Below are 17227 nucleotides of genomic sequence, written 5' to 3'. Positions count from 1 at the left end.
CGAGACGCCCACTCCACGCCGGGAAACGGGCCGGGTTCGATCGGTGGGGATAGGCCGGGATACAGGCCGGGTACGGTCGGCGGGGATGGCGCGGACGGGGAAATATACCGTCTTGTCGGAGTGGGCGAGACGCCCACTCCACGTCGGGAAACAGGCCGGGTACGGTCGGCGGGGATAGGCCGGGAGACGGGCCGGGTACGGTCGGCTGGGATGGCGAGTGCGGGGAAATAAACCGTCTTGTCGGAGTGGGCGAGACGCCCACTCCACGCCGGGAGACGGGCCGGGTTCGGTCGGTGGGGATAGGCCGGGATACGGGCCGGGTACGGTCGGCGGGGATGGCGCGGACGGGGAAATATACCGTCTTGTCGGAGTGGGCGAGACGCCCACTCCACGCCGGGAAACGGGTCGGGTACGGTCGGCGGGGATGGCGAGTGCGGGGAAATGAACCGTCTTGTCGGAGTGGGCGAGACGCCCACTCCACGCCGGGAGATGGGCGCGCGATGGCCGGGAGATGGACCGGGTACGGTCGGCGGGAAACGGACCGGGTACGGTCGGCGGGAAACGGACCGGGTACGGTCGGCGGGAAACGGACCGGGTACGGTCGGCGGGGATGGCGCGGACGGGGAAATGAACCGTCTTGTCGGAGTGGGCGAGACGCCCACTCCACGCCGGGAGACAGGCGGGACGCCCGCTCTCCGGCCCTGGATTGCCAGGCAACCAATCTCAAAACAAATCTGTGGTAATCTGTGTAATCTGTAGATAAAAAAAGCTCCCCGCGCCACGGCCGGGAAAAAACGCGCGGTGGGCCGGCCGGGCGAAAATTTGTTCGGTGAAAGCAAACGCAAGAACTTTGCGCTATTACTGCAAGCATCGGCTGTTGATAACTTGTGCGTAAATTGTCCGGATATGGGGATTAAGCTATGTGGAAGCTGTGTTGTCGCCATAAACAAAGCTGGGGTGAAGCTGCGGAAAGCCTGATAATAAGAATTCGTGACAGGTGTCGCAAGTGCCGTCAGTTTGCCGACTAGCTTGCACTTACAAACGTGCAAAAAGGGCTCAATCGCAAAATTGAGAAGGAACAGCCTGAATTCGGCGCCTCATCTGAGGCTAAAAATGCCTTTGCGAATCTTGCAATTTGCGCATCGTCCCCTACTGTAAAGAGTTTTCCGTTATTCTACCTGAATTGGCCTTAGTCGTGGCTGTGGAAGCCATTAAGTGGGGTTGAAGGCGGGGAGAGAATTGTGAACGCGGGCCGTCCCGGCGGCAAAAAGTATCCCCGGGGGAATTTTGTTTTTATATGGCACGGAAATTGCTAAATAATAGAGCAAATAGAACTACGCGTGTCGAGCGCGGCCTAGTCGGGACGGTCCCGGTTGGCGCTCAGCGCGGCGGCAAAGCCCCGGGACAGCGGGCGAGTTTGGTCCGTGACCATCATCAGCACATGAAACACAAATTACATATGAACAACAAGCAACAAAACGAAACCACGAACGAGCAAAGAGGTCAAGGCATGATGACGAAAATCACGCACACCGAGAATCGCCGCACGATGGCAGCAGAGACCAAGAAGCAGGCCGGCCGGGCTACGGGCTGGCGTCGGGGAGGGCACTGGCACTGGCTGTTTCTGGCCACCTTGCTTCTCAGCGCCGGTGTCGTCCGTGGCGCTGCCAGCTTTAGTTTTCAGCCGGTCACGGACCAGAACCAGGGCATTTTGCCGGGCAGTCCCTGGACGGCGGTCATCATGATTGAACAAACAGTCACCAAGGACGATGCTGCGTCGGCCTTTCCCACCTACATTACCTTTTCCTTGAGCCAATACATGCAGAATGGTTCGGCCATTCTGGACGAAGTCGGCCTGGTCCATACCGGTATTACTGAATCTTACAATGGCCAAGCGCCGGATAACAAATACCGCCAGGCCAGTAACACGAACGCGCATGGCCTTGGCGCTTTTTCGACCGTAAGTGATAACTATACTACTTCCACGGCAAGGACCTACTACTACTGGGTTGTGATCAAGACGAAACCCTTTGTTTCAAATGGCGAGGCAACAGACCTCAATACTGACACTGTAAACGACGTCTTCAAGGTTCAGCGCAGTACTGGAGAAGTGAAAAACAATTTCGGCAACACGCGTTCAACATTCAATCTTTTCGTGGATAACGTCTGGTATCAGCTGACGGGCGGCACCGCCCCGACCTTTTTTGGAGTATCCGGCCCGCGACATGCGCGGAGCAACACCTTAGTCTGCGAAGCGAACGTCATTGACATGATTGCGCATCGCACCTTTATTCGCGAGGGGCAGCCTTTCGAGTTGTACGACTATCTGGGCTACCCCCCTTACTTCATTGGCAATCGTTCCCGAGTGCGTGAGTACCTCAATTCGCCCCTAGCGTACTATTCGTTGAATTCAGGCTGGACCAACCTGCCGAATTTCTTTGACCCCGAGGACAGTACGGCGCCGGACGCCTACTATGAGATGATCGCCCAGCGGGAGCTCATGGGCATCCATGATCCCTATCCGGTCCTGGGCATCAATGTAGCTGGGCGGCGTGGTACGGTGAGTGCCACGGACGGTCGTGGTGACGACGAATGGCTCCAAAGCGTCACGGTGGTTATTGAGGTGGACCCACGTGTTTCCAGTTTCAACCCCCTGACTGACCTGACCACCGAAGAGCAGACCTCGGATACCCGATTGGCTAATATTTCCGTGTGGTATGACGCCAACGCCAACGGCACTTTCGAGTACGCTAGCGACTTGTTGGTCAGCCGGCACACGAACGATACTGGTGCTGATACCCATGGCAATGTGGTGGTCAAACGCTTGAAAATGGCTGGGGAAACGCCAAATGACGGCTATTTCCGCCAGTTCATTGATGGCTTGGAAACACGGTTCAGCGGCAATGTCGACTATGCAGTCGCACTCGCGCAAAATCGTGTCTCCTCGACGAATTTTCATTCCTTACCTCGCCGCAGTGGCACCGCAGCGATATGGAACAATATATATTTACCAAACACGGCGACAACGCCTGCGCCAACAAACGTAAACCAAGAACTAGTTGCTCGCGGCGCGGCCTTGAAAGACCGGTGGTATGCGGACAATTTCACCCCAGCCGACCCTAATTCCTGGCTGTCGCGCATGGCATTTGATGACAACAAGGACTACTACATCGCCACCGTGACGCTTGCTTTGCACGATCACCCACAAAGAGCAAGTGGACATAAGATCCCCAGCGTCGCGAATGGCCTGCCTGACTACTTCGTGTGTATTACGACCAAGCCCGACACGGCGTCAGTGACCCATCAGCCCAAATATGGCGCGGATTTCAGGGTCTTCCTCCCGCAGGAACTGCCGTCGGCAAATATCTACCTCGCCAGAGATGACATCTATGACTTCTTCCCCCAGTATTCAAGGGATTCTGATTTGGGCGCACCAGCCAGCCCATCGACAAACGCTCCTCCTTTTAGCGACGGACAGATTGCTGCTGCTCGTAATGTTTACATAAGTGCATTAACAGCATTTGATAATGCCGTAATTAACTACGCCTCTGCCAGAGCCCAAATTGATACTTTGCGCAATGGTTATTGCGGCGGCCAATTCGGTGAGTACTTGAACGGCACTGGCATTAATATCGGGTCTGTGACTTCGGCAGTTAACACCTTCAACACCGCAATTGCCACCTTCACCACAGCCTTGACTGAATATAGGAATTTTATCAATAGCCTCGACGATGGTCGAACTAACCCCCTTCCGGAAGAGCAGTTCTACACACGCACAGCCAACCTAGCCAATGTGGGGCTAAGCAGCGTTGTACTTCGTGACGAAGAATGGCGCGCCACCCGTGAGTTGCAGGTGAGTGTTCAGAACGTGATACAGAACGTCACGTTTTTGACGACGGTTGAGAACAGGCCCGGCGTAGCGAATCCGAACATCCATATAAATAAGGAAGAGGTCAAGCAGGCGCGGGTCAGTTTTGATGTCATTCCGCATGTTCCGGACGCCCTGGAGGCCGACGGCTTCCCGAATCCGGTGATGAGCTTCAACATGGCGGCGAGTCGAGACTCCAATATCCACGAGACCCTGCACAGCATCCGCGTGTGGTTTGAGGGCGAGAATTTCCTGCCTAGTGACTTGGCGGCGTTGACGGACGACACGATGTCCGGCGTGAGCCTGTGGAAAGACAATAAGAGTGGTAACCTTCTTTATGAGAAGGGCCTGTTTGATCCGCGCGGCGGCAACGACACGCGCATGCCAAGCATTAGTGACAATCTGATTCCCCTGAGCACAGACAGCTTGGTCTGGTACAACTGGGATGGCACTCTCTGGAATGGTGAAGTCACTCAGAGCATAGTACCCGCATATAGCGACCCCGTCACGGGGAAGTCCATCCATCGTTTCTACGTCGTCTTGCGTCCCAAGGCGGCAATTCCCCTTTATCAGCACGACTTTTTCAATTCCGACACAAACGGAACTTCGTATGGCACGGGTGCCTATGGCGGCATGGACTATATCATTGCCATTCGTGGCGGCGGTGTCGGCCGGTCCTATGCGGACAATGATCGCGGACCCGACTACGGCGAGAAGTTCCGCGTCACGGTCCGTCCTTCGCAGGACTTTTTGTTCGGCCACGGTGTGACCGCTGTTGACACCATGGCTTGGGACGATGGTAATAAACCCGGTCTACCCCCCGGACCCAACGACTTGCTGACTTATGAAGACCCTGATCCTAATAAGATCGCTCCCTTTGACCCGCATCCGATTGACGCCCGTCCTAATTTTGGTGGTGTCAGTACGGAAGTACAGATGGCCATGCCGACCTTCTATTCCATACCGGACAATGGGCAGTATCTGGCCGTCAATGAAAAGAAAGCGGTCTTGGCGTTAGATATCACTGCGCCGAAGAGTGATCAGTACCGCTACAGCTTCAATCACTTTGCATTTCAGATATTGGATAACAACGCCGCTTTTGCCGCCAATGACTTTATAGATGACAATAGCACCGGCGCGGATTGTGGTATCGCTTTATATAGGGATAACGGCGATGGTATTTTCGACGAGCAGACTGACACGCGCCTTCGCTACGTCACTGATGCCACCGGTTACCAAGTGTTGCCAAGGATCAACACCATCACTTGGAATGTCAATTCCTTTGTGCATATGATCGAAATGGACCTGGACCCGGTTTCGGTCGGCGATCTGCCCACGAATAATCTGGGCAACAACGCCGGACCAGACTTTTTCCTCGTCCTCCAGCCCACCAAACATGCTGACCCCGGCGACAGCATTCAAATTCAGCTCTGGGGCAGCGACCTTCTCGGCACCTACGACGACACGATCAGCTATATCGTCAGGGATAACGACGTCTATTCCAGCTGGGAGCAACTAGGCGCTGATCGCACCCGCACCATCACAGACAAACGCGGCGACCCCGTCTATCTCGAATATACTAGCGACCAAATCAGAGATATCCTGGAGAGTATTACAATTGATTTTGATATTTTATTGGGCACTGAGTGGTTAGATCTCTTTCCTACCGTTACTCTGCAAGAGTTGGGTGAAGATGGCTTGCCATTAGCAGGAATCGCTCCAGGGACGGATTACATAGCGCAACTGCAAGCACAAATAGTGCCTTACGGCGCCTTGGAGATGCTGCGCTTTATTCCTCAGGGGGTGTCCTACAGCCCAGGCGCCGTGGCAGCGGAGAGCCCAACCTATGCGGCATTTCCAGAGACTGTTCAACTTGTCAGCTACCTGACCTCCGGAAACTATGGCCTTATAATGCCTGTGATTTTCCAGGCATTTTGGGGCAGTGGTGCCAGCGATCTGGACGACGATGGCGTGCTAGACACCCCCATAGTCATTCCCATATTGACGCCGAAGACCGTGCAGACGCGTGACCCCTTTGATCCCTGCACGCCACCGATTACCTACAAGCGCATCGTCACTGATACACAAATTGTTGAGACGGTAACCAATGACGTCATCACTAATCTGGTGGATGTGGGGCTGCAGGTCACGCCGACCGCTGGCGATTTCAACCTGATGCGCATTGACGTGGGCTACCCCGGTTCGCTGCAGACCACGGGACACCAGATGGCCTTGCGTCGGGTGCGGGTTTATTTCGACTCCGATGCGGCCAACCAGCTGAACCCGACCTGGGTGCTGAATCCGCTTGATGGCACCAGAAGCGCCGGTGTGCAGATTTATGACGGTAATACCTTCTTGACCTCCAAGAGCACCAGTTGGAAATCTGATTACACCCATGGTTACATTGCCTATAATAAGGAAGTGGGTGCAGTCGGGGCGAAAGTCACCCACAGCGTGCGGCAGGACACGACCGTCAGTCAGCCACCCAATGGTGCTGCGCTGACGGTGTTTGCCATTACCGACAATCTGATCTGGTACGACGCCGATGCCAATGGCGTGTGGAGCAGCGAGGACGCCCTGTGGATCAACATGGGGGCCAGCGCGGACACCCTCAACGCCGACTTCTATGTCGAAGGGACGGACGTGCTGTTGGCGGGCAACCCGCACCGCAACGCCTACGGCAAACTGGTGTCCGGTTCCACCCACGGCTTTGCCTATCTTGATCGAGACGGCAACAGTTCATTTACCTACCCGACTCCAGCGTTTCCCGCTGTGGGTGACGACCTTTACTTCCTCGGTGCTGGCCGTACCCAGTTGGGCTACTTTGCCGACATCGAGTTGGCCACGCCGCGCCTTCTCTCCGCTACCGATAGCTTCTACATCACCTGCAAGATCAACACCGATCCCCACATTTTCGGTAATCTGCAGTTCAAGATGAGCGTGTTGTCCAGCGGGGTGATCTACGGCACCTCGGCAGATAACGAGGAGCACTCCTACGCGTCCAGTAATGTCGTCTCCAACTTGATCACCGCCAAGATCATCCCCGGGGCAATAACCAATTTCACCGCTCGCCGCGGCACCAGTGACAAGGGCGCGGGACAGATCACCCTGACATGGGAAAACCCGACAACGACGTTTGACAATATCGTCATCGTCCGTTCTGAATATCCTAGCAGCTACAACAGCTACATGGCGTTCCCGGATGGCTATCCGACCATGAAGCGCTTCTACTCGTCGCGCGAGTCTTCGACCAACCCTGAATACACCAGACTGCTGCGATACGCGCGGGCCGATTCCAGCACGGGGCCGATTGTCACGTACACGCCAGACGATATTTTTGGCGGCAGAGTGCAAAAAATGCACTCTGTTGGACCTAACAGCTACCCTGTCTTCAGGGTCATTGATACGGACACGGAGCTGTATTTCGATGGTACCGATTATCGGTCGGTGGGGGATAACAGCGTCGTGCCTACTATTGTCGGCGCGCCTCTGCGTTTTTATCTCACGACCGGTGCCAACGGCAACACGCCACTGACGCAGACGTCCACCTCCGGCCTGACCAACAGCGTCAACTTCATGATCGATCCAGCAGGAACTAACTACCTGGTTGCTGCCAGCGCTGCGATAGCGGACCCCGTCATCGCCCGCGTACGGACGGGCTCCGGTACAGTCGGCGATCCCTACGTGTATCACTACTACAATAAAAATGACATCAGCGTCAAACTGGTCGCTGATGGTGCCGGGAATTACACGACAAAGAATTCCTTGGATGTCGTTGTCACCTTTACCGAAGCCGACTTGCGCCCGCTCTACGAAACTGCTGACATTGGCGGCAGCACGATGGCCTTTACCATCAATCCCGCAACTCGCGGCAGCGGCAATCTGTCATTGACCCAGGGCACGACGTCGGTTGCGGGAGGGACTGTCACGGCCTTGGATTTTGTCATCGGCAGCAACCTTAGTGCGGATATTGTTGACGCCGCGGACCCCGTCATCTGCCGGACCGGCAGTGGCACGGTTGCGGATCCGTACGTGTTTTACGATAAGGCCGATACAGTAAACCCGTTGGTTCTCAACGAGACTACTGGCCTGTACACCGACGACGATGGCACCACCACCTTTATGCCTGCCGATCTCAATCCCAAGTGGAATACCGGAGACGTAGGCGGAATAAAATATTTTGTAGTGACCGTCGCTCCGACGATAGCCATCAAAAGTGATCGGACCGAAGCTAAGATTTCGCCTGTGCTGACTGTCTATTCTGCAAGCACGAAACTGGATGGCAGCGTGGCATTAGTTGATGCTTCCGGTGCATCTCTGCCTCTTGATTACACCCGCAATCTCGAGTACCTCACGGATCCGGATCCAGCTTTTACACATGACATTGCAGTGACTGCGGCCACTGTGACGCCGGTATACACAACCGTACCGGCTGGAGTAGGGCAGACCTACAGCCTGACTGATTTCATTGGCAATACCAAGGTCATCTATGTCGGTAAGGACACTGGATATGTTGACGAAGATGTCACCTTCGGCAACCGGTATTACTACATGGCCTTCGCAGGCGACATCACCAATGGCCGCGATGACGGCACGCCGAACTCAGTGGTGCCTACCGCAGCGGAACCGGTCAGCAACAGCAAGACGTTCAACAACGACCGCGACCAGATGATTGAAGCCTACGGCGGCTGGGGCGTGGAACTCACCGATGATGACTCCCGGCCAGCGCCGGTACGCAATCTACGCATTGAGCCCGGTGATGCCGCACTGACCCTGTACTGGGACCACCCGGCCAATAACGCCCTGGGATCGTCAAATAATGACGAGGAGTCCATCGCTTACAAGCCCTTCACCGGCGATATCATTGTCGTGCGCTCCGAAGGCGCAGCCGTTGACGGGACGCCTAATGACGGCCAGCAGTACACGCTTGGCGATGTCTTCGGCCGGAATGCCACAGTCATTGCCATTCTGTACGCCCGTGATCTCGGTGGCGGCACCAACCAGTACAGCGTCAACCCCCAGGACACCATCGCACTCACCAAAAAGACACACACAATAGGTGCCGATTCCAAAGACTACTACGAATTCACCTTTACTGATGCGGGCGACCTGAGCAACAATGTCACCTATCACTATGCGCTTTATGCCCTTGACGCTCCCTTCATTGATGTCACCGATACCCGTAACGGCAATTATTCCGATGAAAGTGCCAACGCCTATTGCACGCCGAACGCCTTGTCGGCTGACCAAAACAACCGTCCGGCTTCGGTCAGCGATCTCGCTGGTCTCAGCCAGACCACTGGGCTCGGCGCCTTGTCGGTGAAACTGACGTGGAAGTGGCCGAAGAACGGCCAGGTGGATGTGGTCAATCCTGTGTACATCCTGCGCTCGACCTCAGCCTTCATCCCGGCGGAGCTACCGTTCTACCTGGCTGATGGCCGGGTGTATAACCAGAACGACGTGGTTTACAGCGAAACCGAGCTCGTCGGCGGCGTGGACACCGTTACCCGAAGCATCAACGTCCTGACCCTCTACAGTGGCGATGCCCCGACCTTTACGGATACCTCGGTGACCAACGGCGTGACCTACTATTACGCAGTGGTGAGCTACCATGCCGAGTCCCGTTTGCACAATCCCTACTGGTCGTCAGCTGACAACAACGATACTGACCACGCCTTCACTGCCGACGAAAACTACTGCTCGGTACTGGCGGGTACCAGCAGCGTTGACCGTGACAATTATGATGAGCTGGACCCCGATGATGATGGCCTTGCTACCACCCGCGAAATTACCGGCGAATTCAGCGTCACCTATGACAATTTTGCCGGCGGCACGACCACGGTGGACTACGTCCAGGCCAGCGACCCGCAGTCGCCTTACTCGCCGATGATCAACCGTGCGCTGAAATTGACTACTGCCGGCGCCTTCGGCAAGGTCGAAAACTATGACTTGGTGAACAACTCCGCGCCGTTGACCATCGAGTTCTGGTATCGCCTCACAGAGGCTCCTGCGGACGATGCTGTGGTGCCTTTTATCTACAAGAGCGCCTATCCGGGCAGTGACTGGACGGACGACCTCGGTAATACCCAGCCGGCCCTGCCGAAAAAAGGCGATTTCTGGGTGGGTTTGGCTGACGGCATTCTGACCTTCAAGTACCGCACCATGGGCGAAAGCAAGACCTTCCCCAACAGCGCGCCTAAACTGCAGGACACCGAGTCCACGGTTGAGCTGGCTGGCCTGGATTTATCAGCTGACACTGACAAGTGGATACACGTCGCCGTCGTCCTGCAGAACAGCACCGTTGATCCCGACAACAGCATGGCGGTGACTTTCGTGGTTAATGTAGACGGCTTTGAGCATAGCAAGACCCTGCAGGTCCTTGGTCGGCGCAATCCCGCCGCCAATGATGGTGATCTGTACCTCAGCAAGCAAAGCGGTGGCTTGAAAATGTACATGGACGAATTGCGTCTGTGGAATGCCGCGCGTAGCACTACTGCCATTGCCCAGTGGCGCAATGCCGTGCTCTATGGCGGGGCTCTGCCGAGTGCGCAGTGGAATCAGCTGGCGTCCTACTACAGCTTTGATGATGGCGGCCATACCGCCGAGAACGCAACAATGAGCTTGGCCGGCTATTCGTCAATTGACGTCATTCCCGAATATGTGCTGCGGGCTGCCGTCACGATTGAAAATGGTGACATGGTGGCAATCGAGTCCTCCCATGTCAACGACGTGACCTTCCAGTACTTATATGGCGACAGTGACAATGACTCCATGCCCGACTTCTGGGAGCGCATGGTGTTTGGTGACCTGAGCACCGCTCAGATTGCCGCCACCATCAGCAGCCCCGATGGTTCTATCTGGTGGACAGATACCGACGACGATGGCATTAACGACTACTACGAATTCATGACCGGCAGCAATCCACTGCGGGAAAATGCCACTGCCATGAATACCGAAGTTGACGGCGCCACTGCCGGTAGCGGCCTGACCTTGGCGCGTGCGCAATACTGGCGGGTCAATCCCAATCTCAATGACAGCGATGACGATGGCGTCAGTGACGCGGCCGAAATAGCTGACTGGTACGCGTTGGACAAGGACCACAGCCTGCTGACTAACCCCCGCTACAGCGTGGCGCGTATGGAAGACATTGCGGGCACCTTTGTGCGCACACCGAACAAAGTCCTTGATTTGTCGTCTGCCACAGGCGCCAAGGGTCTGGAGACGCCCCACGGCCGCCATCGTTTCAATGATGCGACGTCAATGACCTACGAAATGTGGTACAAAGCAGGGACTGACGGCACTGGCGTGCTGCTGGCCTACATGGTCGGCACTCCTGCGGTTGAGGTGTTCAGTCTGCGTATGGACGCCGGCAAGCCGGAGGCCAAGGTCACCTTCAAAGATGGCACGACAAAAACTACCGCCGCCAGCGGTTACACGTTTGACAACACTACTGGCTGGCATCACCTGGCGGCCGTATTGGATCAGCAGGCTCGCAGCTTGTCGCTGTATGTTGACGGCGTGGCGACGACGTCTTACCACTTCACGGCCGAGGAAATGCTTGCCGAACCTGCATCTGGCACGCTCTTCATCGGCGGCAATGGCAGCGCTCTTGCGGCCGACCTCCTGACGACGGGTTATGTGGATGAGCTGCGCGTGTGGAAGAGCGCGCGGACGCTGGCACAGATTGAGCAGAACCAATTTGTCGTGTACGAGACCGTACCGGCTGGCCTGGAACTGTGGTATCGCTTTGACGACGCCGGCACCAGCATTGAGGACTACGCCTGGGCTTACGCGACGGATCGTCCTTACCCCAACCGCAATACTCGCTATGCGCTGGCCATTGGCGTTCCCGCCTGGCTGAAGAACGACTCCTCTTTGTGGATGGATAATATTGGCATTCCCACCGGGCAGTTCCCGGCATGGTGGTCCACCATGTACTTTGGTACTGGCGCGATGGTCGTCGATGCCGATAATGATGGAATGAATATCTGGTACGAATACCTCTGTGGCACGGCCCCTAACCGCGCCGATACGGACAACGACGGCGTGTTCGATCGCAACGAAATTACTGGCGCCTATGGCATGACCAATCTCGATGCTCAGGAACTTGGCACCATACCGGGCTTCAGCACCGATCTTGATGATGATACAAAATCGGACGTGGCTGAACAAACGGCGGGAACCGATCCACTGAACGCCCGTTCACCGCTGACCTTGCGTCAATTGAACCTGGATGCCACAGGTAACCAGTATCTCGCGCTGTCCAATTTGGCCCAGTATGCCATGGACAGCTTCACCTTGGAAGCATGGGTCAAGCTCACTGCTCTTCCTGCCGTCGGCACGCCTGCAGAGATCGTGTCAAGGCAGATCACTGCCACCGCGTTCAATTACCGCTTTGTCATTTTGAACGATGGCCGTCTCCAATTGGACTACAATTACAACGCTGGTGATCTGACCCAGCTACATACGATTACGTCCAGGGACGACACAAATGTGAAAGTCGTCGATGCGGTTTGGACGCATGTCGCGGTCACCTTCGGGCGCGTCAGCAATGTTACGACCTCTCCGGATTACCATCGTTTCCAAGCTCGTTTCTATGTCAACGGGCAGGACGCTTCCGATCAGTTGCTCCCCAGTACGAGCAGGGTGCCCCTGCTGACCGCAGCCGGCCCGGTTGCGGTCCGCAGCGGGCGCTATCTGAATGGGGCGCTCTTCGACCTGCGCTTGTGGAATGCGGTGCGTGCGATCAGCACGACCACATACGAGGACCAGCCGACTGGCAATGAAGCGGCACTGGTGAGCTGGTTCATGTTCGATGACGGTGGCAGCAGTGTCCAAAACAATGCCGCCGTGTTTGCCGATGACTGGATGCACAATTGGCGTCATGCGGCAATGGCCACGGGCACAACCGTCACCGACAGCGCTGTCGACGACATCCCCGGCACCTCCTCAGTTGGCCGCGATAGCGATGGCGATGGCATTGCCGATTGGTGGGAACGTCAGTACTTCGGTAACTTGACGACCGCCAATGCCAACTCGGATTATGATCGTGACGACCTTGGCGACTATTACGAATTCCTCGCTGGCTTGGATCCGACCAAGCCCCAAACCACGCCCGGAACTTACGATGGTGATGTCGATACGGACAATGATAGTCTGACCAACCTGGAAGAGCAGGACCTGCGCACCCATCCCAATAATAAAGATACCGATGATGACGATGTGGAAGATGGCGCCGAAGTCACGGCTTATTCAGACCCCCTGGATCCCTACTCACCACTCAAAAACGGCGCGCTTTATGTGCCCGATGCTGTGACAGACTCGGCGAAGGTTGCCGGTTTCGATGCCGGCCGCATTGACCCGACTCGTCCTCTGACCCTGGAGTTGTGGTTCAAGCTGGATGCTGACTCGGCCTCTTCTGGCTCACTGCTACGCAAAACCGCACGGAAAGACGGCGTCGCAGTCGCAGACGACTTCTGGTTCGGCCTCGTCGACGGGAAGCTTACTTTCAAATATCGCAACTTGAAAGATACGCTGGTCCCTGTCACTTACGCTGATTTGCCGTTGACTGCTGCTGATGGCTGGGTACATGCAGCCGTTGTTGTGGAACCTCCGCGACTGAACAGCACCAAACCCGATGCCATGACCATCACGTTCTTTGCGCAGGTCGAGGGCTTCGAATACGACCAGACCTTTGTTGCCGTGGGCTTGCGTGACACCGTGCCCTGTGACGGCGAGCTCATTTTCGCTGGCGCGGACAGCACGGGCGCATTGAAGCTGACCATGGACGAAGTGCGCGTCTGGCAAACCCAACAGACTGATAGCAATAACAACGTCCGTGGCCGCTATGGCGATGCTATACGCGATCAACGCGGGATGTTCCTGACCAACTCCACTCCTGGCTGGAATGCCCTGGTGGCGTATTTCCGTTTCGATGATGCCGGTACGTACCTCGAAGATGCCAAACGCTCATTTGTCGGCAGCATGCTTCCGGCAACACGCCGCCAGGCCGTGTCCTCGTCGTTGGTCCTCACCGGCGCCGCTGTACGTCTGCCTATGCCGGCGGTCAAGGAAGGCGATGAGACATTTACCTATCTGAATCGCGACAGCGATGGCGACAGCATGCCGGACTTCTGGGAACTCCAACACTTTGGCAATCTCACTACCGCCGGCATCAACGCCGCCGGCCGCGATGTCGTCGATGGCACCGCCTGGTGGACGGACTATGACCAGGACGGCATCAACGACTACTACGAGTTCCGTATGGGGTTTGATCCCTACGATACCGACAACTCCGCCCAACTGGTGCTTCCCTGCCCAGGCGGCAGCGGCCTGACTTTGGCGCAAGCCCAGCAGTGGCGTACCAACCCCAATCTAGCTGACACGGACGACGACGGCCTCAAAGACGGCGAGGAAATAGCCACCTGGAATACTGCCAATCACCGCCTGGTGACCAACCCGCGCTACAGCATCGCCCGCCGAGACGGCGCTGCCGCGACGGAGATTTCCCCGCCCAAAGCTCTTAACCTGGCCTCGATGGCTGCCAACGCTCCGAACGGCCTGGAAGTGCCGTTCTCCCGCCGTTTCCAGGGTAGTGCATCAATGACCTTCGAGGCCTGGTACAAGTACAGCGGCACTGACGACAACGGTGGCTTCCTGGTCAACTATGTGATTGGCAGCGACAGCGTATTCAGGATGGGTATCAGCGCTGCCGGCAATCCTTATGCCCAGGCGATGTATTATGACACCGCTTCCGTCAAGACGATTCTGACGGCTAAAAACACGCAGTACAACTTGCGCGCCGCCAGCCTTGCCGGGTGGCATCACTTGGCCGCAGTCCTTGACCGCGCTGCCGGAACGGTCAGCATCGTTGTTGATGGCCTGACCGTCGTCACGACTACCCTGCCGGCCGGTGCGACCCTGCCCGATCCGGACGCATTTGGCGAACTCATCCTCGGCGGCAACGGCAGCAGCGCGACCCAACAGACCAGTGGTCTGTTGGACGAAGTCCGCGTCTGGGGCTATGCCCGCGTGCTCTCCGAAATCGGCGGCGAGCAGATGCGCCTGGCCAGCGATATTCAAGCTGCCGGCTTGCTGGCGTATTACCGCTTCGACGACGGCGGCAGCACGGTGGAAGACTTCACGCGGCCCTTCCCGGGCAGCGCGGCCGAAGCCTACGCACTGAAACATCCGGCGGCCGGCAGCACGTCGGCCTGGCTGGCGGCGGAAGGGGCGCCGGTCAGCCACGAGCGTCCCAACGCCATCCCGAACTGGTGGGCGGAAATGTACGCCACGCCCCAAGCCCTCGGCATCAATACCGAGTATAACGGCCACTACTACCAGGTCGGCGACCTCTCGGATGCCACTGCCTGGACCTGGACCTACGCCAACGGCCAGGCCGCTGCCCTTGGCGGCCAGCTCGCCATCATCACCAGCCAGGGTGAAAATGACCTCGTTGCCAATTACCTGCTGCAGGGCCGCTGGGGAGCTTGGATCGGCCTGACTGATGTCAACAATGAGGGCGACTTCGTCTGGGTCAATGGCACACCGCTCGCCTCCTCCGGCTACAGCAACTGGTCCCAGGGCCGGACTGCCGAGCCCAATGACGGTTTCTGGGGCGGTACGCAGCATGCCTCCGAAGACTACGTCCTGCTGGTCGGCGAAGGCAAGCAAAATCCCAATTTGGTGGTTGGCTTCTGGAATGATTCCGTTGACGGCAACACCATTTACTCCGGCAGTAACGGCGCCTATCGCGATGCCGACAGCTTTATTGTCGAATACAGCAATTTCCTGAATTACAACAACATGAAAGATGACGACTGGGACAACGATGGCCTCAGCAACTGGTACGAATACCTCACAGGCAACAATCCCAACAACGACGATACGGACAGCAACGGCGTCGCCGACGGTGCGGAGAAGTTCTTGGCGTTCCCGATGGACAATGCCACCGCTGCACGTCTGGGTGCCATCCCGGTCGACGATGCCGCCGCCGACACCGACTGGGACGGCAAACTGGACCGCAACGAATTTGACGATGGCAGCGACCCGGCTGACAGTCGCAGCCCGCTGATCGCCCGCGAACTGGTGCTGACTGGCGCCGCAGACTACGTCGAGCTGCCTATGCATCTGGACTACGCCTTCACGGCCTTCACCCTGGAAGCGTGGATCAAACCAAAAGCGGCGGGGCAGGGCAGCATCGTCGCCCGCGAAGTAGGCGCCGGCCTCTTCAACTACAAGTTCGAGCTTCTGGATTCTGGCAAACTCAGCCTGACCTATCACGATCAGCTTGGCAACGAGAAGCCCGTCACGTCGGCGCTGGCCATTCCGGCTATGGACGGTGAGACCTGGACGCACGTCGCCGTGGCCTTCGGCCCCGCCGCCGCCGGCCAGCCCAACAGCGTCGCCTTCTACATCAATGGCGAGAATGCCCTGGTTTACGCCCCCGGCGTTAGCTTGGTCGCCGCTCCGCGCACTGTCGTGGATGCCGCACCCGCTGCCTACATCGGCAAGGGCATGATCGGCTCTGTATTCGAACTGCGCATGTGGAATGCCGTCCGCAGCGCGACCGACATCCAGCTGAACTACAACACCGAGCTGGCCGCCAACGACCGCGCCGGCCTCGTCGGCTGGTTCCGCTTCGATGACGTGTACGACGCCGCCGCGAAGGGTAAAGTCGAGAACTTCGCCAAGCCGCAAGACTGGCTGACCGGCTGGCAGTTTGCCGGCAATACCGCCAATGCCTGGATCAACGCCGCCACACTCAAGGGCGCAGCTACCGTCGCCGCTACCAGCGAAGCCCCGGTGAGCGACATCGACAGCGATGGCGACCTCATGCCCGACTGGTGGGAACGCCAGTACGGTCTCGATCCCGCCAATCCCGCCGACGCCCTCGCCGACGCCGACGCCGATGGCCTCAACAACCTCTACGAGTATCTCTCGGGCACTAATCCCCGCGATGCCGCTGATGGCCCCGACGGCGACAAGGATGGCGATCTACTCAGCAACTACTACGAGCAGCTCTTTGGCACCGATCCCCGTGAACGCGATACGGACGACGATGGGCTGACGGACCGGCAGGAGGTCGATCTCGACCGCGATCCGCTGTCGAGCGACGACAATGTGGTTGACCACTACTTCAAGGTGATCGCCAACAATACCGTGATCTTCCCTGGCGAGGCGCTGGCCATCACCGGCAACTTCAACATGAACTTCTGGGCCCGCTTGGACAACACGGACTTCGGCGCCGCCCTGACGCTGGTCGAGCGCGCCGCCGATATCGCCGGCAGCCAGTTCAAGGTCGCCTTGACTGCCGATCGCGAAGTGGTCTTCACGGTTGGCGCCAAGAGCGTGACGATC

The 17227-nt window shown here is 57.3% G+C and carries 1 protein-coding gene (cut by a window edge); it reads left to right on the top strand.

Translation table 11 applies throughout. The features are described 5' to 3' along the window. Window positions 1-1510 precede the first annotated feature (1510 nt). On the top strand, window positions 1511-17227 hold the 5' end (the start) of the coding sequence (locus J3R75_RS05275; protein ID WP_307260324.1) for a LamG-like jellyroll fold domain-containing protein. It continues 35250 nt past the right edge of the window; only the first 15717 of its 50967 coding nucleotides appear in the window; its start codon is at window positions 1511-1513; its stop codon lies off the right edge, out of view.

Origin of the sequence: Oligosphaera ethanolica (assembly GCF_030814695.1) — a bacterium.
Classification (GTDB): Bacteria; Verrucomicrobiota; Lentisphaeria; order Oligosphaerales; family Oligosphaeraceae; genus Oligosphaera; species Oligosphaera ethanolica.
Note: the sequence above shows the minus strand (reverse complement) of the source record. Positions and strands in the feature narration are given on the sequence as shown.